Source organism: Hespellia stercorisuis DSM 15480 (assembly GCF_900142165.1).
Taxonomy (GTDB): domain Bacteria; phylum Bacillota; class Clostridia; order Lachnospirales; family Lachnospiraceae; genus Hespellia; species Hespellia stercorisuis.
The window spans coordinates 36,539-54,778 of the sequence record NZ_FQZY01000008.1 but is presented as its reverse complement, the minus strand read 5'-3'; the positions used below and the strand labels follow the sequence as shown (position 1 = coordinate 54,778).

14 protein-coding genes and 1 other RNA gene are annotated in these 18,240 nt (G+C 49.1%); 1 reads left to right on the top strand and 14 read right to left on the bottom strand.

All coding sequences use genetic code 11. The annotated features are described in order from the left end of the window. The 12 genes from BUB85_RS02575 to putP form a co-directional block, all read right to left on the bottom strand. Entirely contained in the window at positions 1–2,016 is a 2,016-nt protein-coding gene (locus BUB85_RS02575; RefSeq protein WP_073104556.1) for a V-type ATP synthase subunit I, read from the bottom strand. A gap of 19 nt (positions 2,017–2,035) precedes the next feature. Continuing rightward, on the bottom strand, positions 2,036–2,347 hold the full coding sequence (locus tag BUB85_RS02570; RefSeq protein ID WP_073104554.1) for a hypothetical protein: 312 nt from the start codon (positions 2,345–2,347) through the stop codon (positions 2,036–2,038). A gap of 265 nt (positions 2,348–2,612) precedes the next feature. After that, positions 2,613–3,107, bottom strand: a complete 495-nt coding sequence (locus tag BUB85_RS02565; RefSeq protein ID WP_073104553.1) for a tRNA (cytidine(34)-2'-O)-methyltransferase — start codon at positions 3,105–3,107, stop codon at positions 2,613–2,615. An 11-nt stretch (positions 3,108–3,118) separates the two neighbouring features. Next, entirely contained in the window at positions 3,119–4,294 is a 1,176-nt protein-coding gene (locus tag BUB85_RS02560) for an aminotransferase class I/II-fold pyridoxal phosphate-dependent enzyme (protein ID WP_073104551.1), read from the bottom strand. Further along, on the bottom strand, positions 4,294–4,788 hold the full coding sequence (locus BUB85_RS02555) for an Lrp/AsnC family transcriptional regulator (protein WP_073104550.1): 495 nt from the start codon (positions 4,786–4,788) through the stop codon (positions 4,294–4,296). Before BUB85_RS02555 ends, BUB85_RS02560 begins: the two co-directional genes overlap by 1 nt. Positions 4,789–4,794: 6 nt before the next feature. Next, positions 4,795–5,820, bottom strand: coding sequence for an AIR synthase-related protein (locus tag BUB85_RS02550; RefSeq protein WP_073104771.1), 1,026 nt, complete (start codon positions 5,818–5,820; stop codon positions 4,795–4,797). A gap of 58 nt (positions 5,821–5,878) precedes the next feature. Continuing rightward, the gene (locus BUB85_RS02545) at positions 5,879–7,498 is read right to left on the bottom strand and encodes a VanW family protein (RefSeq protein ID WP_159434606.1); all 1,620 of its coding nucleotides are present in this window, start codon (positions 7,496–7,498) and stop codon (positions 5,879–5,881) included. 366 nt (positions 7,499–7,864) lie between these two features. Further along, on the bottom strand, positions 7,865–9,592 hold the full coding sequence (locus BUB85_RS02540; protein ID WP_073104549.1) for a B12-binding domain-containing radical SAM protein: 1,728 nt from the start codon (positions 9,590–9,592) through the stop codon (positions 7,865–7,867). Positions 9,593–9,866: 274 nt separating this feature from the next. Then, positions 9,867–10,129, bottom strand: an RNA gene (gene ffs / locus BUB85_RS02535) — signal recognition particle sRNA large type. A gap of 45 nt (positions 10,130–10,174) precedes the next feature. Then, positions 10,175–10,687, bottom strand: coding sequence for a tRNA adenosine(34) deaminase TadA (gene tadA / locus BUB85_RS02530; protein WP_278319570.1), 513 nt, complete (start codon positions 10,685–10,687; stop codon positions 10,175–10,177). Between the two features lie 155 nt (positions 10,688–10,842). Further along, positions 10,843–12,045: a cation:dicarboxylate symporter family transporter gene (locus tag BUB85_RS02525; protein ID WP_073104545.1), complete on the bottom strand. Its 1,203-nt coding sequence runs from the start codon at positions 12,043–12,045 to the stop codon at positions 10,843–10,845. 179 nt (positions 12,046–12,224) lie between these two features. Beyond that, positions 12,225–13,775, bottom strand: coding sequence for a sodium/proline symporter PutP (gene putP / locus BUB85_RS02520; protein WP_073104544.1), 1,551 nt, complete (start codon positions 13,773–13,775; stop codon positions 12,225–12,227). A gap of 189 nt (positions 13,776–13,964) precedes the next feature. On the opposite strand from putP, the gene BUB85_RS02515 reads away from it, so the two are divergent. Beyond that, positions 13,965–15,191 carry a hypothetical protein gene (locus tag BUB85_RS02515; protein WP_073104542.1) on the top strand — a complete coding sequence of 409 codons (1,227 nt, stop codon included), beginning with the start codon at positions 13,965–13,967 and terminating at the stop codon, positions 15,189–15,191. On the opposite strand, the gene BUB85_RS02510 is transcribed toward BUB85_RS02515, so the two are convergent. Further along, positions 15,184–16,596: a deoxyguanosinetriphosphate triphosphohydrolase gene (locus BUB85_RS02510; RefSeq protein WP_073104765.1), complete on the bottom strand. Its 1,413-nt coding sequence runs from the start codon at positions 16,594–16,596 to the stop codon at positions 15,184–15,186. The genes BUB85_RS02515 and BUB85_RS02510 overlap by 8 nt on opposite strands. Positions 16,597–16,678: 82 nt before the next feature. Next, positions 16,679–17,896, bottom strand: a complete 1,218-nt coding sequence (locus BUB85_RS02505; protein WP_073104541.1) for a hypothetical protein — start codon at positions 17,894–17,896, stop codon at positions 16,679–16,681. Positions 17,897–18,240 lie beyond the last annotated feature (344 nt).

The window sequence follows — 18,240 nt, the reverse complement described above, 5'->3', positions numbered from 1 at the left end:
TTAATGTTCCTCCTTAATATCTACATATTTTGTATTTTCTTTAAATGGTTCGAATGCACGTCCGCCGCCCTCGTAGAATTTTCCGAAGAACTCAACGTACTGCAGACGATTGGTGTGTACATATGCACCCAGAATATTGATTGCCATATTCAAAGCGTGTCCTACTAAAAATATAAGAGCAAACATCAACGCTCCGAAAACGCCCTTTCCTGCCATGCTGCCCATCTGGTTTACAACCGATGCGATAACTCCGGTTGCCAGTCCAAGAGCCAGCAGTCTGGAATATGACAAAACGTCACTGAGCCATCCTGTGATGTTGTATAGATCGTATGCGCCAAGCGCGAGTCTCAGCCCCGGATTTTTGCTGGAACGTCCTGACATTAACAGAAGGCCCAGTGCTCCGGCTATGGTTCCGTATTTGCCGAAGGCCGTAACTGCCGCCGGAAATACGATTTTCACCTGTGCAATAGATGCAAACAGGTCACTCGGGATCAGCATAACCAGCAGTCCGAGCAGGAATAAAAACCAAAGTCCCACATCGCATACAGCATCCAGATATTTCTTTTGTTTAATCAGTGAGTAGCCCTTGATTCCGAGGCCGACAAACAGATGAATCACTCCAAATGCCAGAGAATAGACAAGAAGCTTCATCGGGTTGTTCAATGGAACAAACCATAATGCCGGAACCACAATATCCGTATCAAAGAATGTCTTTGCCACTACTGTAATAACATCTCCGAAATATCCTCCGAAGAGAATCCCCCAGCATACCGTCGAGATTCCACAGAACATAAACATGCGGATCATCTTCGACATTCCCTTTTCCATACGAGGGAATTTTTTCAGGACAATGAAGCAGGCAATCGCAATGATTGCTCCATACGCAGCATCAGATAACATCATTCCAAAAAAGAACACATAGAAAAACGACATAATTGTCGTTGGGTCAAATTCGTGTCTCTGAGGAAGTCCGTAAGATGCCAATACTCCATCTACTGATTCTGAGAACTTGTTGTTTTTCAAAAGAATCGGCATGTCTTCCTCTTCTTTTACTTCTTCCATGTCTATGACACAGTCGAACCTCTCTCCAATCTCTTTTTTCATCAGCTCTACTGCATTCCCCGGCACATAGCCGCTGATTAAAAATGTTCTCTGAGATTGTGGGATATCTCCGAGCACCTGGTATTTATCGGCGCGGATTCTGTAATAATCCGACATCAGCTTCAGATCGGCTCTCTTGCTGTCCAATCCTTTGATCTGACTCTCAATATCCGTAATTTCCGTATTCAGTTGTTTGATCTTTCCCTCCAGCAATTCTTTCTTCCTGGATGGAACATGATGTGTTACCTGCGTAGGCTTCGCAAAACCTTTGGAGCGCAATGCATCCTCTACCGCTGTCTCATCTTTCCTGTGACAAATCACGGTCAGATACGTAGTGTCCTGTTCAGCTGTGATAATCTGAACATCGGTGCCAGCTGCGTCCGGAGCATTCTCTGCTATCGCTCCGTAGATGTCTTCCAAAGTCATCGCCCCCGGCATAGTCCCCAAAAGCATTGCCGTATGGGTGGTTCCGCTGTAATTCATTGGAATGTCCAACGGAAGCCAGGGAGTCAGTGCCTCCTGGTCATTCTCCAGTTTGAGAATGTTCGCCTTTTTCTCCGCTATCGATTTGTTCAGGCGTACAAGTTGTTTCGCATTTTTCAGTGTTTCTTCTTTTCGACTCACTGATTCTCTGAATTTCTTCTGCTCCACTAAATCCTTGCCTGCGAGAGACGATAGCATTGACTGCTTCACCGGAACGTATTCCTGCAAGATCGCCAGCGCCTGATCTGCGGTGTTTGCCGCTTTCTCAAAGCTGCTTCTCTGACTTGCGGTATCCATCTTCTGGAAATCCTGGTCTTCATCGAGCACATGGTTGATTTCCATGACGCCTAAAGACTGGATCTTTTCCAGGATGGCTTTTCGCTCCGTCTTGAGCGCGCAGATACTGATTCGTTGCATCTGCAATACTGCCATAACGTAAATCCCTCCTTTGTTATGAAACGACCCGCTCCATTACGAGTTTCACCGCTTCTTCTTCGCGAGAAAGTGCTGCCTCTTTTAAGCTCTTCACTTCTGCTGCAGTTGATACAGCCGCCGCTGCCAGTTTCTTTTCGCCCGCTTCTTTTGCTGACTGTATGTCAGCCTTCGCCTGCGCTTCAATTCCGGCCAGCTTGTCTGCCTTCTGCTGCTTCGCTTTCTGTGATGCCGCATCAAGTAACTCTTTGCATTTCACATCTGCTTCTTTTATGATAGCTTCCGCTTTTGCCTCAGTTTCTCTGATGGTCTGGATGGTCTCTTCTACCATTCTTCAGTCACCGCCTTTCTGTATCACATAGTAAAATAGTAACACAAACTTTCAGAATCGTCCATAAACTTTGTTAATTATAAACAAAACCTATAAATATCGTCACCACTAACCTATAGACACTTCTTATATTTTTGTGTTTTCATGCAACCCACCGCTCGACAATTTTACCGAAATACAGCCTCGGGGAATTTCTGCTAAATCCGCTGTTTTCCAAGCTTTTTCGCCATTTCCGGCGGTTACATTTGTATTAAAAAAGGAGCATTTACTCCCAGTTTAATCGATGTAAATGTCCCTCTGTGTTCATGTGGGCAAACTGATGCTGTCTCAGTGCCTCATAGAGCACAATCGCGACAGAATTGCCCAGATTAAGTGATCGGATATCTCCAATCATGGGAATCCGCATACAGTTTTCTTTATTCTGCACCAGTATTTCTTCCGGAATACCGGCGCTCTCTTTTCCAAACATGATATAACAGTCTTCCTCGAACTTTACGTCAGAATAGACATACGGGGCTTTTGTTGTAGCCATGTATATCTTCGCATCCGGATTCTTTTCGAGGAAATCCTCATAATTAATATAAGTGGTCACATCCAGATCGTCCCAGTAATCCATTCCCGCTCTCTTGATTGCCTTCTCATTCAGGCGGAATCCAAGTGGTTCAATCAGATGAAGGCGCGTACCTGTCGCTACACAGGTACGGCCGATATTGCCGGTATTGGCCGGTATTTCCGGTTCAAACAATACAATGTTCAGCATCTTTTGTCTCCCTATGATGTTTTCTCCGCGCGCAGGCGGTTGATGAATGTCTCCAGACGCCCCAGCGCTTCTTTCAGATCCTCCAGCGAGTATGCGTAGGAGATTCGCAGGAACCCTTCTCCGCATGCTCCGAACGCCGTCCCCGGCACAACTGCCACTTTTTCTTCCATAAGCAGGCGCGTTGCAAATTCTTCGGATTTCATTCCAAACTCCCGGATACTCGGGAACACGTAGAATGCACCGAATGGCTCAAAGCACTCGATTCCCATCCGCTGAAACTCATGCATCAGAAATCTTCTTCGTTTGTTGTATGCATCCCGCATCTTCACCACTTCATCCTCACAGTGGCGAAGACCTTCCACCGCCGCGTACTGACTGTTCGTCGGTGCACACATGATGGCGAACTGATGCATCTTGAGCATCTGCTCCACAATGATCTGCGGACCGCACACATAGCCCAGCCTCCAGCCGGTCATGGCAAAGCCCTTTGAAAACCCGTTGATCAGCAGCGTGCGCTCTTTCATACCCGGAAAGCTTGCGATTGACACATGCTCACCCTGATAACTCAGTTCCGAATAAATCTCATCCGACAGCACGAACAGATCGTGCTCCAGAACAAACTCAACGATCGGCTCCAGATCCTCTTTCGTCATGATTGCTCCCGTCGGATTGTTCGGAAACGGCATGACCAGAATCTTTGCCTTCGGTGTGGTTACTGCTTCCAGAGCCTTCACGGTGAGCTTAAAGTCATTTTCCGCTTTCAATTCCACCGGAACCGGCACGCCGTCCGCCATAAATGCGCAGGGTACATAGGATACATAACTCGGCTGTGGAATCAGCACCTCATCCCCCGGATCCAGCATGGCGCGGAATGCGATGTCAATCGCCTCGCTGCCTCCCACTGTGACAATGGTTTCATGCTTTGAATCATAAGCGACATGAACCTTTCTATTTATATATTTACAGATTTCATCTTTTAATTCCTGCAGGCCGGCATTGGACGTGTAAAATGTACGTCCTCTCTCCAGCGAATAAATTCCTTCTTCCCTGATTCTCCAGGGCGTGTCAAAATCCGGTTCCCCGACACCGAGAGAGATTGCATCCTTCATCTCATTTGCCACATCAAAGAACTTCCGGATTCCGGAGGGCTCGACCTGAACAATCTTTTCTGATAATGGATTTCTCATTATGGCGTCACCAGCATCCTTTCTGATTTTGACTTTTCTCCCATCGTAATTCCGTGGTCTTTGTATTTCTTCAATATAAAGTGTGTCGCAGTTCCGACCACCTCATCAATCGGGGACAGTTTATCCGATACGAACTGCGAGATCTCAAGCAGACTCTTGCCCTCGATCGTGACAAGCAGATCGTATGCTCCCGAGATCAGATACACAGAATTTACTTCTGAATATTTGTAAATGCGCTCTGCGATGCGGTCAAACCCCTCGTTGCGCTGCGGTGTCACACGCACTTCGATGAGTGCCGTAACCAGCTCTTCGCCAGCCTTATACCAGTCGATCAGTGTCAGATATCCGCAGATGATCTTCTCTTTCTCCATCTCTGCCATCTCATTGGCAACCGCCACCTCGTCGGTTCCCAGCAGAATTGCCAGTTCCCCGAGATCTACTCTTCCGTGATTTTCTATATGCCGTAAAATTTGTTTTCTCAATTCTGATTCCATCACTTTTTATTCCTTTCTTTCACAATCCGGACACGTATTCATCTCCCGCTCCCACCAGAGCATCAGCTCATCCGGCTGCGGTCTGTCCAGAAAACGTTTTTCTGCTCCGCCTGATATCACTCTTTCATTCTCCGCTGTTGTTCTCCCCAGCCTTGCGGCTCGCGCGCCGTCCTCTGTCAGACGTTTCACCAGTTCTTCCCCGCACGGTGTCACCACCAGGATGCTGCCCGCGGATGTCAGCTGATACGGATTCAGATGGCAGTGCTCGCACACCTCCACCGTCTCCTGACGAATGGACATGGCACCCAGCTTCACCTCAAGCCCGACCTTCGACGCCTCCGCGATGTCCCACAGCGCGGCCAGGATTCCGCCCTCGCCGATCTGCTGGATCGCGCTCACCTCGTACTCCAGAGCCGTTTTGATCTCCGCTACCTTGATCAGATCCCGCTCTCCGGCCATGATCTGGCGCATAAACGCCGGAATAAACCGTTCTTCCAGCTCCTGCGTCCGCTCCTTTGCGACGCGAAGCATGCCTTCCAGCCCGATATCTCCGATGAGCACAATATCCTGCTCCGGCTTTGCATGACAGCTCTGCCACAGGCGGCCGCCCTCGGTCTGACCGACAGCAGTCACATACACCAGTGCCTGGCTTACCGCCACGCTGACCTCAGCTTTCGCACAGGTTATCTGGATCTGCAGCTGGCCGCACAGTTCTTCCATGTACTCCATCATCGCTTTCAATCTGGACTCATATGCAAAAGGAGGCAGTGTGATCTGTACGCTGACCCCGATCGGCTGCGCTCCCCGCGTCGCCAGATCGTTCACCGCTCGCGCAACCGCAAACGCACCAATGCACTTCGCATTGCCGTTCACCGTCGCGGTCGTCACCACTGCACACTCCGTCTCTTTTATCTGAACTGCTGTGCACATTTCCTCCACCGATGGAGAAAAAAGCACCTCTTCCCGTCTGGTACGCATCGTTTTTAAAATCGACCGTTTCAGCACCGTCTGGGATACCTTACCAATTTTCATCTTTTTGCCCTCACTGCTTATCCTGCCGAATGGCTCTGTCCGCACGGCCTCCGCATACCTAATAACCAGTGGTATCGGTGCCATCCGCCGCGTAGGCGTCTGCTGCCGTGCTGTCCGTATACGTGTCGTCTGCAGTGTTCCCGGCTGCTGCGGTATATTCCTGCCCCAGCGCCTGCTGAATCGCCGCCTTTATCGTTTCCAGATCCTTTGAAGCCATCGCGCTCACCACCGTGGCCGCCGCCGTCTGATCGTCAGAGGTGGTTCCGATGCTGTATGTCAGAGGTGTCGCCTGATAATGACTTGTATTTACAACATCACGGCTTACCTCTTCCCCGTTCTCATACACGATTTTCCACAGCTGTGCCGAAATTCCCGGATAGGCCTGGATGACCTGCAGATAGCCTATCGGCTGATCCACTCCCACGAACTTCTCGCCTTCATCCTCCGTGGTGTCCAATGTCTCACTCAGATACTCGACCGTGCGGTTCGGATCTCTGGTTTCTTTTCCATATATATTAAACGTTATGTTTCCATCCTGCAAGGTACTTTCTATATAAATTGGATTCTCTAAATTATTTTTAAACTTAAAATCCTTCACATCGTCCGCGATCGCGGCGTCCATCGAGGGCTCCACATAGGCCACCACCATCGAGTGCTGATCCCGCTGAACCACCTCGAGTTCCGCAAGCAGCACCGCATTGTACAGTGTCGTGGACACCTGGCATACACCGCCGCCAAAGGTCTGCACCACCGTGCCGTTCTCGTAGGATCCCGCTTTCGCAAATCCGTGCTCTTCATCCTCCGGACCGATGGTGTCATTCGTCGAAAATGTTTCCCCCGGCATCACGAGAGAGCCGTTGATGTTCTTCGCACCCTGCTCCACATTCTGTGCATGCCCGGTTCCGTCCGCACTGTAAAATGTCGTATACGCCCCCAGCAGATCCTGGATCCCGGACAAATCTTTCCCTGTAATCTCCGGCTCCTGCTCCGTATCCGCCAACATCACCGTCGCGGCTTCGCCTTTCCAGTTTTTATTCAGAATCTTCTCGACGGACTTGATGGATGCCGCCGTGTCGATTACTTCTCCCGGTGTGCCCTCATTTACCACCGTAGTCTCTCCCGAACGGCTCAGCGTCGCATTGACCGGCGGGTTGAGGAGCGGTGCAATCCGTTCGTCCACCATCGCCTGAACGCTTTTCTTCGTCAGTGTATATTCCGGTTCGAAGACCTTCTCTTCTTTTTTCAGTTTTTTTATCGCCCAGTACCGGCTCCAGAGACTTTTTGTTCTGCCGTAATTCATCGCCTCATTTACCAGCGCTTTCTCGTCCCGGTACTTAAGTCCCAGTTCCGCGTATGCGGCATCCGCCGAGCGCGTATCATCCAGCTTCATCGTCAGCGCCGCTCCGCCGTATGATGCCAGCTGGGCATCCAGAGCCGCCAATGCTTCCTTCTGCGTCATACCCGACACATCCAGAGTCCCGATGCGTACCCCCTCCAATATGGTGTTCGTATTATACTTACGGACAGAAAAGAACAGGAAGAGCTGAATCACAAGATACACTAGCAAAATAGCCGCAAGAACAAGACCACATATCATGGCTCTTCTCCTGCGTCTTCTTGCCAGCATTTTCTTTCGTCTTGTGCTCATCTGCGCCATATCTTTTCCACATCCCCACATCGGGCTTTTCTCCTGCCCGGTTCTTTCTCTCCTGTGCCCTGCCTGCCGCATAATCTTGTTTGATTTATGCTGTACTATACCATCAAATATGGAATAACCATCGTTCCGACCATCGCCGCGATAATCACAATAATCACAATTGCGACAATTCTTCTCGTTTTTTTATTATAAAAATTCATACAAACGCCTCACTTTTTTTCATAGTCAAGCGGATACTTGGAATCCGCTTTGCCGCTTTCGCGTAACATTACGCAGCTTTGCTGCTTTCTGCGAATTTGTGCAATCCATTTTATTTTATACTGTTTGCTGTTTTTTTGCAAGATGCTTTGCCTGTTCTTCACCAATTCTTAATGAATTTCCGAAGCGTCATCCAATCACGACTGTCCGCGCCTGATTATCCAGCGGATTACGGTTCCTGTAGTCAAACAGAGTTATCTTCCCGCCAATCCGTTCCAGATGCGTCATCTTGCGAAGCTGATTCTTGTCAAATCCCTCGTATCCCGGCAGATATCTGTGATCCTGTGCCTCCTCTTCGTAAAACATCCGGCTCTCCTCCTTCATGACGGTTAGCTCCCCACAAAGCTCCGGCCGGTTCTTCAGATTGTCCCGGAGATACAGGTCAAAGGTCAGTGCCTCCCGGTACATTTCCCGGTTCTTCGCATCCCGGAGAATCGCAAAGTCAAAAAGAATCTGATATCGCGCCACACGGGAATGGTTTACCATGTTCAGTCCCTGCTCCTCATAATACGCCGCCAGATCCTCATACAGGGAAAACGGCGTGTCGAAAGCTCTCTCCAGAATCGGCATCGTCTGCGTGAACTGCCTGCTGTTGTAATACACCTCCACCATGTCTTCCAGTCCCTTGAGGCGCATCACATCCGGATAGGGCAGCCACCTGGTCGCCAGGACCTCGAACGGCGGCCGCGTCTGGTAAAGCAATTCATACCGTTCCGCCTGTGTTCCCATGTAGGACCCCTTCAGCACTTTCAGGAATCCCAGCTGCAGCTGTTCCGGCTGCAGGGCATACACATCATTAAAGGAGCGTCCGAAGCTCTCATAGTTCTCATAGGGAAGTCCCGCGATCAGATCAAGATGCTGGTGCACATTCCGCGCGCGGTTGATCCGCTTTACGATCTCTGCCACCTTTTCAAACTTCATCGTGCGGTGGATCTCCTCGATCGTCTGCTCATTGGTGGACTGGATTCCGATTTCAAGCTGGATCAGCCCCGGCCGCATCGTCTCAATCAGCGACAGTTCCTCCTCATTTAAAAGATCTGCCGCCACCTCAAAATGAAAATTCGTGATTCCCCTGTCATGCTCCGCAATATAACTCCAGACAGCCATCGCATGGTCATGCCTGCAGTTAAAAGTCCGGTCCACGAACTTGACCTGTGGCACCTCGTTGTCGATAAAGAACTGAAGCTCCTTTTTCACCAGCTCCACATCGCGAAAACGAAGACATTTATCAATAGAAGAAAGACAGTAGCTGCAGGAGAACGGACACCCGCGGCTGGTCTCATAATAAATGATCTTGTTCCGGAACTCTTCCATATCATGGTACACGAACGGAACCGTACTCAGATCGATCACCGGACGCAGTTCATTCTCACAGATCGCGCCGTCACCGGACCGGTAGACAATCCCCGCTATCCCGGCCAGTCCGTTCAGATAATGCCCTGTTTTTAATGGCACTTCACTTCCATTATAATACCTCATCAGGTCCGAAAAGGTCTCCTCTCCCTCTCCAACCATAACTCCCGTAATCTGCGGCATCCGCTCCAGTACCTCCACCGCATTGTAAGAGACCTCCGGGCCTCCCACCCAGATCACAGTCCCCGGCAGAATCTTGGATATCTCAGTGATCAGTTCCTCCACATAGGAAATATTCCACAGATAGCAGGAAAAGCAGAGCACATCCGGCTGCTGCTTATACAAGTCCATAAGTATATCATCCACCTGCTGGTTGATCGTATACTCGGCGATTATGACATCTCCCGTCTCTTTCGCATACTCCCGGGCATAAGCCCGCAGACAGTAAACTGCAAGGTTCGAGTGAATGTATTTTGCATTGATTGCTGTTAAAATTGTTTTCATACTGCTATTCTACAATAAATCCTCCTAAAACACTAGCATAATCGTCATTAAATAAGCTTATGTTCCGCCTCCGCGTTACTGTTCACAGATAGACCTGTTCCAGTAACGGCGCCGCACATAAAATAGGAGCAGATCCAAAAATTGCAGATAAGTTCTCACGCAGCTCTGGTACCGCTGTGCTTATATCAGAGCGAGAACTCGTCTGAATGAGAACTTATCTGCAATTTTTCAACCTGCTTCTATTATTGATCTACAACCCCAATTCATACTAAAAACGTGCATTGCGCTTCGAACGTTCTCTCATGAACGTTACCTTGACAGTTAACTCGGCCCAGGCAACCTCACGGCACCCAGGAGGTTCTACTTAGTGCTGCTGCATTCCTGCCCTGACACGGTTCATAGATTCCTGTCGCGTAAGACCCAAACTTCAACGCCACTTTTCAAGGGCAGCTTCACAATCAAATGCCCTCTGCGCAATATCACCCCCACTATAGCGGATTGTGGGTACAAGGCACCGCTAACGCCCCGGCTGCACGAGTCTTTATTATATATGTTTTTTTCAGAATTGTCAACGGGTGTGCATCAATCCGCCGTCTTCGGCTTAATCTTTTTTGACCTCTCCCGCAGCTCCCTGAAAAATGCTTTCATCATCTGGCTGCACTCCTCCTCCAGCACCCCGGTTGTCAGTTCCACCTGATGATTGAACTGCGGCATATCCAGCAAATTCAGAATAGAACCTGCACAGCCCGCCTTTGGATTCATGCATCCCACGACCACCCGGGTCATCCGCGACTGGACAATCGCCCCTGCACACATCTGGCAGGGTTCCAGCGTCACATACATGGTGCACTCCTCCAGGCGCCAGTCATCCATCTTCCGGCTCGCCTTCCGGATTGCCTGAATCTCCGCATGGGCAAGTGTATTCTTATCAATCGTTCTGCGGTTATATCCGCGGGCAATTATTTTGTCCTGAAAGACGATCACACAGCCAATCGGGACTTCCCCGATTGCATATGCCTTTTTTGCCTGCCTGATGGCTTCTTTCATATATTTTTCGTCCCGTTGTTTTTCTATCTCTGTATTCAATTCCTGCACACTGTTCCCTCCGTTTTGTCTATGATATCTTTCGCAAATCCGAATACCTTTTCATGCCATATTGTACCACAAAAAAACAGTGGAGACATCACAAATGATCTCTCCACTGTCTGTATTTTCTTTTTTCTTATTTTGCTTTCACGTTCTTTTGGTAACTACTTTCCTTCTTTCGCTGCATTTCTCTCATCTATCTTGTCGACCATAAATGCGATAGCCTGATCTCCGGTTATATTCGTCGCCGTTCCAAAGCTGTCCTGCGAAAAATGAAGTGCAATGATCAGCTCCTGCATGCCATCCGTAAATCCAAGCATCGATTCGATCAGTCCGAGTGCCGCCATCACACCGCCCCCCGGGACTCCCGGTGCCGCCACCATGGTCACGCCGAGCATCAGGATGAACGGTGCAAATGTCCCTAGCGTCGGTGTAATTCCGCTCGCGATCATGATTCCCATGGAACCGATGACCAGACAGATCGTATCTCCTGCCAGATGGATCGTGGCACAGAGCGGGATGACAAAGTCCGCAATATCATTTGAAACGCCATTGTTTTTCGCTGATTCCAGGTTGATCGGAATCGTCGCCGCCGAAGACTGGGTTCCGAGTGCCGTAAAGTATGCCGGCAGTATTCTCCTCAGCTTCTTGTATTTATTTTCCTTGCAGAAAATCGACGAAATGTCGAACTGGATCAAAATGTATGTCCATTGGAACACAAGAATCACGATATATAATTTTGCGAACATCTTGATGGTCGGAAACAATTCCCCCACCGCCGCAATCTTGCAGAATGAGCATGCAATATATACCGGGATCAACGGAATGATCACCTTCTGTAATACCATGGTAATAATTTCCTGCAGGTTTCTGATGCAGTCACGCAATGCATTGTTCTTACTGTTTGCCATTCCAAGTCCCAGAATGAACGCAAGTATCAGTGCCGTCATAACTCCAAAAACAGGATCTGCTGCAATTTCAAACAGCGGATTGTATGTGGATCCCTCGATCGCCTTATGTGAAATCTTGCTGATCAGTGAGGGCAGTGCCGCTTTTCCGAGGAAAAACGCGGCAAACCCTGCAATGATCGTGGACGCATAAGCTAACACCAGTGTAATTCCAAACAGTTTATTTGCTTTCTTTCCAAGATCCGCCAGCCCCACCGCCACAAACGATACAATCAGCAGCGGGATGATGAAGCTTAAGAATGTGCCGAACAACGACGAAAATGTCGCGACAACGCTGACAAAGCCTCCAAATATTTTCGCTGCCACACCGGTCAGTCCGAAAATGTTTCCGATCGAACCAACAATGATACCAACCACAATTCCAAGCAGTAATCGTGGTAATAAACCTAATTTTTTCATAGCGTTCTCAATCCTTTCCAAGTCTTACACGCTGTATGTCTTCTGTACTTTTATACTTCCTGTATTTCTCTCTGCTTTCACGGTCTGCACGTTTTGCGCTCTGCATTTTGCGTTCTGCGTATTTCGCGCTCCGCATTTTGCGTTCTGCGCATCCCAAGTCCGTGTATCGTTCCAGTCGTCTATGCTACATTTCCGTTCTTCACATCATCAAATTCCTGCAGCATTTCCTCGCTCGGTGCCTTGGTGCACAGGCTGACGATAAAGATCAGCGCCGCACTGATTGCAAACCCTACCAGAAGAGAATAGATTCCAGTCGCTGCCCCCAGCGTCTGTCCTCCGACAAGCGGAATGTAATCCCACACGATCACAGTAAGTCCACCGGAAATGATTCCTGCAACTGCACCCTCAAAATTGGTGCGTCTCCAGAACAGAGACAACAGCACGATCGGTCCGAACGCAGATCCAAGACCGGCCCATGCATTGGAAACCAGTCCCATGATCGAGCTGTTCGGATCCCATGCAATCAGGAATGCCAGAACTGCAACAACCGCAACCGTGATTCTGCTGACTACCAGTACCGTCTCCTCCTTCGCATCCGGCTTCACCACGCCCTGATAAATGTCCTTAGACACGGCAGACGCCGTCACGAGAAGCTGGGAATCCGCAGTCGACATGATTGCCGCCAGAATCCCGCACAGAAACAGACCGCCAACGAACGGAAGCGCATAATTCTCTGTAAATACTTTTGTGATCATGGTCATGAACACGCTCTCTGCGGAGGCTGCGCCTTCTGATCCGAGAATCAATGGATACAGATATGCACGTCCCACCACGCCGATGACAACCGCCATACCGAGTGAGATTGCAACCCAGACAATCGCAATAACTTTTGATTTCTTCAATTCCTTTTCATCCCGGACTGCCATAAAGCGCACCAGAATATGCGGCATTCCACAATATCCAAGTCCCCATGCCAGCTGTGACAGAATTTCAATAAAGCTCAATGGCTTCCCGTCATTCTGGAACACGTTCAGGAATGAAGCTGCACCGCCGGTCACTCCGCTCTGATTCAGAAGTCCACTGATGTTATCCGTTCCCACCAGACCTGCTGCCAGAAGCGGAACGATCATCAGACCAATCAGCATCAGAAATCCCTGAATAAAGTCCGTGACACATACCGCCATAAATCCGCCCATAAATGTGTAAGCCAGAATAACAAAGGCTCCGATTGCCAATGCTATATGGTAGTCGATCCCAAACACTGCATTGAACAGCTTTCCGCCGGATGCCAGTGCAGATGCTGTATATACCAGAAAAAACACTGCAATCACAACTGAGGAAATCAGAAGCAGAACCCGCTTCTTATCATGAAAACGATTTTCAAAAAATTCAGGAAGGGTCATGGAATTGTTCGCCCGAATCGTATACTTTCTCAGTCTTCCCGAAATCACGACCCAGTTAAAAATAGTTCCCAGGAACAGACCGACGGCGATCCATGCCTGTCCGGTTCCGAACGCATATACCGCACCCGGCAGTCCCATCAGGAGCCAGCCGCTCATATCTGATGCCTGCGCCGACAGCGCCGCCACCCAGCCGCTCAGTCCTCTTCCTCCAAGGAAATAATCCTCCGTGCTGCTCGTCCTTTTCATATAGATGCCGCCAATCACGATCATAAGTGTCAGATAACACACAAACGCGATCAGAATGGCCACCATATCCATTGTACTCATCTCTCATCCTCCGATTTCTTACGTTACTTCTCTAAAACATTAAACTCTCCAACCGTTATATTATCTAAGAAAAGCAGCGGTTTGTCAACTATTTTACGTGGGTGGTGTTCATTGGTGGTATACATGGTTCTATTTTTTTTATTTTTGAATATCCTATAGAGAATCTTATTATGAGGAAATGATTTTATTATGAAACAATTGATTGCTTATATATATGAATATAACGGATCTCAGAAGGTGCATAATGTCGGTTTTTTGAAGATCCAGTTTCCGTTTCAGAGCTATCTGGTGCAGATGCATATGAAGCCGCTCCCATTTTCTGATGGAAGTCCGCTTAAGCTGCATATTTTTTATAAGGACGGCAGTGACACGGTTGTTCAGTTTCTGACCGAGCTTTCCGTGAAGAATCATAATCTGAATGTGCAGCTGGCGATTCCTGCGGAGCAGTTGTCTCTGAAAAACCGGCTGCAGGAATGTGACGGTTTTTTGCTGCTCGGGCCGAATCATTCCTTTTATGCTGCCACCTGGGTCAATGTCGCTGTCGATCCGGATCGTCTGCGTGATTTTTCCCTGGATTCCCCGAAGTCCCGGGATGACCTGCCCTCTGACTCTGCTCAGACTGCCTCCACTCAGACTGCCTCCACTCAGACTGCCTCCGCTCAGGCTGACGATGTGTCTGTAGAAGCGGCCGCTGATGTCTCAGCCGCAGAGACCGGGGATTCCGCCGATGTTTCCCAGTCCGAAGCTGACTCTGGAACCACTGATTCTGAGTCCGGCACCGCGGATACTGATTTCGGCTCCGTGGATACCGATTCTGGCACCACAGTTTCTGGTTCCGGCACCGCTGATATCGATTCTGGCACCACAGTTTCTGGTTCCGGCACCGCTGATATCGATTCTGGCACCACAGTTTCTGGTTCCGGCACCGCTGACTCTGGCACCGCGGATTCTGTTTTCGGCGACGTAAACTCTGCCTCCAAATCCATCCCAGTTGACGCGGTTTCTGAGTCTAACGCCGCGGATTCTGACTCTGGAACCACAGTTTCTGAGTCCAACACCGCGGATGCCTCCGATGCCTCCTGCATTCCGGCCGCCTCCCGCGAGGAAGACTCCGGCCGCCTCCACAAGATCCAGCGCTCCGAGCTCTCGGTTCTTCCCCGGCGCAGCTGGAATGTTGCCAACAACAGTTTTTTGCTGCACGGCCTGCACAATTATCACCACCTGCTTCTCGTGACAGAGGACGAAACTTATATTCTCGGCGTTCCCGGTATCTATGACAGGCGGGAAGCCCACGCCGCAGAATTTTTTGGTTTTCCAATTTTCGAAAAAAAATATCTGAACGCTCTGGATTTATCCAGTGATGAACGTTCAGATCATGATAATTTTGGTTATTGGTGCAAACGGATCCCTAAATGATACCGTTCAGCTCCTGATACAACCGTTTTGCGTAGCTGTCCGTCATCCCGCACACATAGTCCGTGACCAGCAGGAGCCGGAGATAAATCTTCTCCGCCTCAGATTTTCCTTCTGCCTGATGGCGGTACGCCTTCTTATAGTTATCCGAAATCAGCGAAACGATCCGCAGATCTATGGAATCCATTTTCTCACCTGCGTCATAGTGAATCGCCGCATGAACAAATTTTTCCATCAGATCATCAAGGATTGCAGCCTCCGTCAATTCCAGTTTGTAGATCGTCGATGACATAAAGACGTAACGGTTGGCCATGTCACCAAGAAGATCCATCAGCTTCTCGCCAAATGTTCCGCTGAACAGATCTTTCTTGTATGTCCCTGCCATAATCGCATCATAATTGCGGGTAAAACCAAAGGTGATGCAACTGATAATGAATCCCTGCACCCGGACGATCCAGTTTTTCACCGCGTATTCCTGCGGGTCATCCACACCGCGCTCCACACCGCGGATATAGCGTTTTTCCAGTTCGTCCAGCGGACAGAATCCAGCGTCCGGACAATTATCCTGCAGAGCACCCAGTTCTTCCTTCAACGTGTGGTAAGAGATGAAGCCCTTGATAAATGCGTCCTCAATATCCGCCGTCTTGTATGCCAGATCATCCGCCGCTTCCAGAATAAAGGTGAGCGGATGACGGTTTCCATTTGTGCCGGTCTCCCTCTCTACTTCCTTATAAATCGCCTCATCCGCATAGTAATAGCCCATCTTCTTGTCTTTGATGTTTCCGCTGGTCTCATCGATGTCTATGGAAGATCCCGGATATTTGACGATGGTATTCAACAGCGCATAAGTCAGATTCATGCCATTCTCATCCACCAGATAGTGCAGCCGCGTGACCAGTCGGAGCGCCTGCGCATTTCCTTCAAAATGATAGAAGTCCCCGCGCATCTGCGGCGTCAGCATGTCCTCGACCTTCTGCCCGTTTACATACAGACTGCCAAGATTATGTTCAAACCACTCTCTGATCGCATTTTCCCCGAAATGTCCGAATGGCGGATTCCCGATATCGTGAATCAGCCCCGCACATTGAAGGATATTGCAGATGTCTTCTTTCATCTGCGGTGTAAAGGATGGATCTTTCTTATATTTCAAAATATTTTCGCCAATATTCTGTCCCAGTGACTTGGCAAAGGAAGACACCTCCAGCGAATGTGTCAGCCGCGTGCGGATAAAATCGCTTTTGTCCAGCGGAAATACCTGTGTCTTATCCTGCAGACGACGAAACGATGCACTCCCGATAATGCGGTGATAGTCCTTCTCAAACTCGCTGCGCAGATCCGTCGACTTGTTCTTATTATTCCCGCCGCCCCGGCGCACGCGCCGGGCAGACAGCAGTTGTCTCCATTCCATATCTATGTCCGTACCTTCTTTCCGGCAGTCGGCCTGTGGGGCAAGTGCCATAATGTGAAGCAAATACCCCCAAATGTACATCTTAATCCAGATAAATCGGCGGTTCGTACTCCTTGCCAAGCAGTATCTTCTTTCGCTCCTGATATCCAAGGAACGCCCATTCCGTCATATCTGTCCACTTATGATCCGAGCGGTCGTACACCTGAACATAACCGATTCTGCTCGGATGCATACGAACGCTGTTCGTCTGATACTCGCGCCCCGTATACGGATTGATTTCGCCCTTCTCCAGATCTTCCTCCTCATCATCATAAGAAATGACCGGCTGGAAGTCCTTATCACCCGGAGATTTTGGAAGTTCTTCCCGTCTCTGCTCCGTCGCATTCTCCGCTTTGCTCTCCACCGCTTTACTCTCTACCTTTTTAATCGACTCCTTCACCTCTTCCGGTTCCACAGCCTCTTCTGGAGAGTCGCTCTTGATCGTCTTTTCGATCTCCGTCAGTCCTTCATGGATTCCGTAGATCTCACCGATTGTCATATCACGCTCCTGCGCACCTTCCCCTGTGCGGTTCTGATTGCTCTGATCCAAGCTGCCCGCAGCTGGTTTCCCTGCGTCTGCATTGCCCGTGCTCTGATTTTCCACACCGGAATCACCTACAGCTGATACATCCTCAGCCGAATTGCCTGCCGCATAACTTTCCGCGCCCGGATTCTTTCCAGCCCGGCTTTCTGTTTCAGGATGAGCCGCATCCAGATCGCTTTCATCCAGCTCCATTGCATCCTCAAGCGGCAGTTCCTCTTCAGCACCTGCCGTCTCTTCTATATAAATATCTCCGGTCTGCGACGATTCCGGCACGGAAACACTGCTGTCCTCTGTGTGCTCAGCCTCTTCTTTTTCTCGTTCTTCTTTTTCCCGTTCTTCTTTTTCCTGCTGTGCTTTCTGCCTGCGTTTCTCTTCCAGCTCCGCCATACGTCTTCGGATTTCAGCCTCAAGTGCCTCATCCACAGGTTCCTTCTGTGGTCCGGCAACACGCATCACTTTTTCTCTCTGATAAGTTGGTATCGTAGCCTCCCCGCCCTCGTCATCCAATATAGTCAGACGAAACGGACACTCCAGAATATTCGCGATCATCCGCATATCCTGCTCCTGAAAATTATCCCTTCCAAGACGCTGCGTCAGATTCTGTCTCGACATTTTCATGCCGGTACGTTCTTCTATAATCTCAGCCAGCTCCTTGATTGTCATCTTCTTCCGGCTCAAAACAATTTTCACTTGTTCACCAAATGTAAGGTTTTCCATAGTTTTCCTCCTTAATTATTCCCTACTACTCCCCAATACTCCTGACATCTCCTGCCCCATAATTGCATCTATGATTCCCCGCAGTAACCAAAAAATGTCCGCTGTTTATATTTTAGCAAATACAGATATCGAAGTCAACAACAGCAATTATTTTGTTTCCTTTGTTTCCGCCACCCAAGTATGCTGAATCGTCATTTTGCTCCTCTCCCCCTTACCCACCACACATTTCCTATACATTTTCCACAAATTATAAATTTTCTATAAACTTCCATATTGACTTTTTATTTTCAGTGTGTATAATAAGGCTTATCAAAAACAAAGACGTTTTCCGATTACGGGAGGCG

What these genes read in the sequence shown, in the direction of transcription:
- BUB85_RS02565 (WP_073104553.1), bottom strand. Translation starts at nt 3,107, where the DNA reads ATGCTGAACATTGTATTGTTTGAACCGGAAATACCGGCCAATACCGGC.
- BUB85_RS02575 (WP_073104556.1), bottom strand. Translation starts at nt 2,016, where the DNA reads ATGGCAGTATTGCAGATGCAACGAATCAGTATCTGCGCGCTCAAGACG.
- BUB85_RS02560 (WP_073104551.1), bottom strand. Translation starts at nt 4,294, where the DNA reads ATGAGAAATCCATTATCAGAAAAGATTGTTCAGGTCGAGCCCTCCGGA.
- BUB85_RS02570 (WP_073104554.1), bottom strand. Translation starts at nt 2,347, where the DNA reads ATGGTAGAAGAGACCATCCAGACCATCAGAGAAACTGAGGCAAAAGCG.
- BUB85_RS02550 (WP_073104771.1), bottom strand. Translation starts at nt 5,820, where the DNA reads ATGAAAATTGGTAAGGTATCCCAGACGGTGCTGAAACGGTCGATTTTA.
- BUB85_RS02540 (WP_073104549.1), bottom strand. Translation starts at nt 9,592, where the DNA reads ATGAAAACAATTTTAACAGCAATCAATGCAAAATACATTCACTCGAAC.
- BUB85_RS02505 (WP_073104541.1), bottom strand. Translation starts at nt 17,896, where the DNA reads ATGGAAAACCTTACATTTGGTGAACAAGTGAAAATTGTTTTGAGCCGG.
- BUB85_RS02515 (WP_073104542.1), top strand. Translation starts at nt 13,965, where the DNA reads ATGAAACAATTGATTGCTTATATATATGAATATAACGGATCTCAGAAG.
- BUB85_RS02525 (WP_073104545.1), bottom strand. Translation starts at nt 12,045, where the DNA reads ATGAAAAAATTAGGTTTATTACCACGATTACTGCTTGGAATTGTGGTT.
- putP (WP_073104544.1), bottom strand. Translation starts at nt 13,775, where the DNA reads ATGAGTACAATGGATATGGTGGCCATTCTGATCGCGTTTGTGTGTTAT.
- BUB85_RS02545 (WP_159434606.1), bottom strand. Translation starts at nt 7,498, where the DNA reads ATGTGGGGATGTGGAAAAGATATGGCGCAGATGAGCACAAGACGAAAG.
- BUB85_RS02510 (WP_073104765.1), bottom strand. Translation starts at nt 16,596, where the DNA reads ATGGAATGGAGACAACTGCTGTCTGCCCGGCGCGTGCGCCGGGGCGGC.
- BUB85_RS02555 (WP_073104550.1), bottom strand. Translation starts at nt 4,788, where the DNA reads ATGGAATCAGAATTGAGAAAACAAATTTTACGGCATATAGAAAATCAC.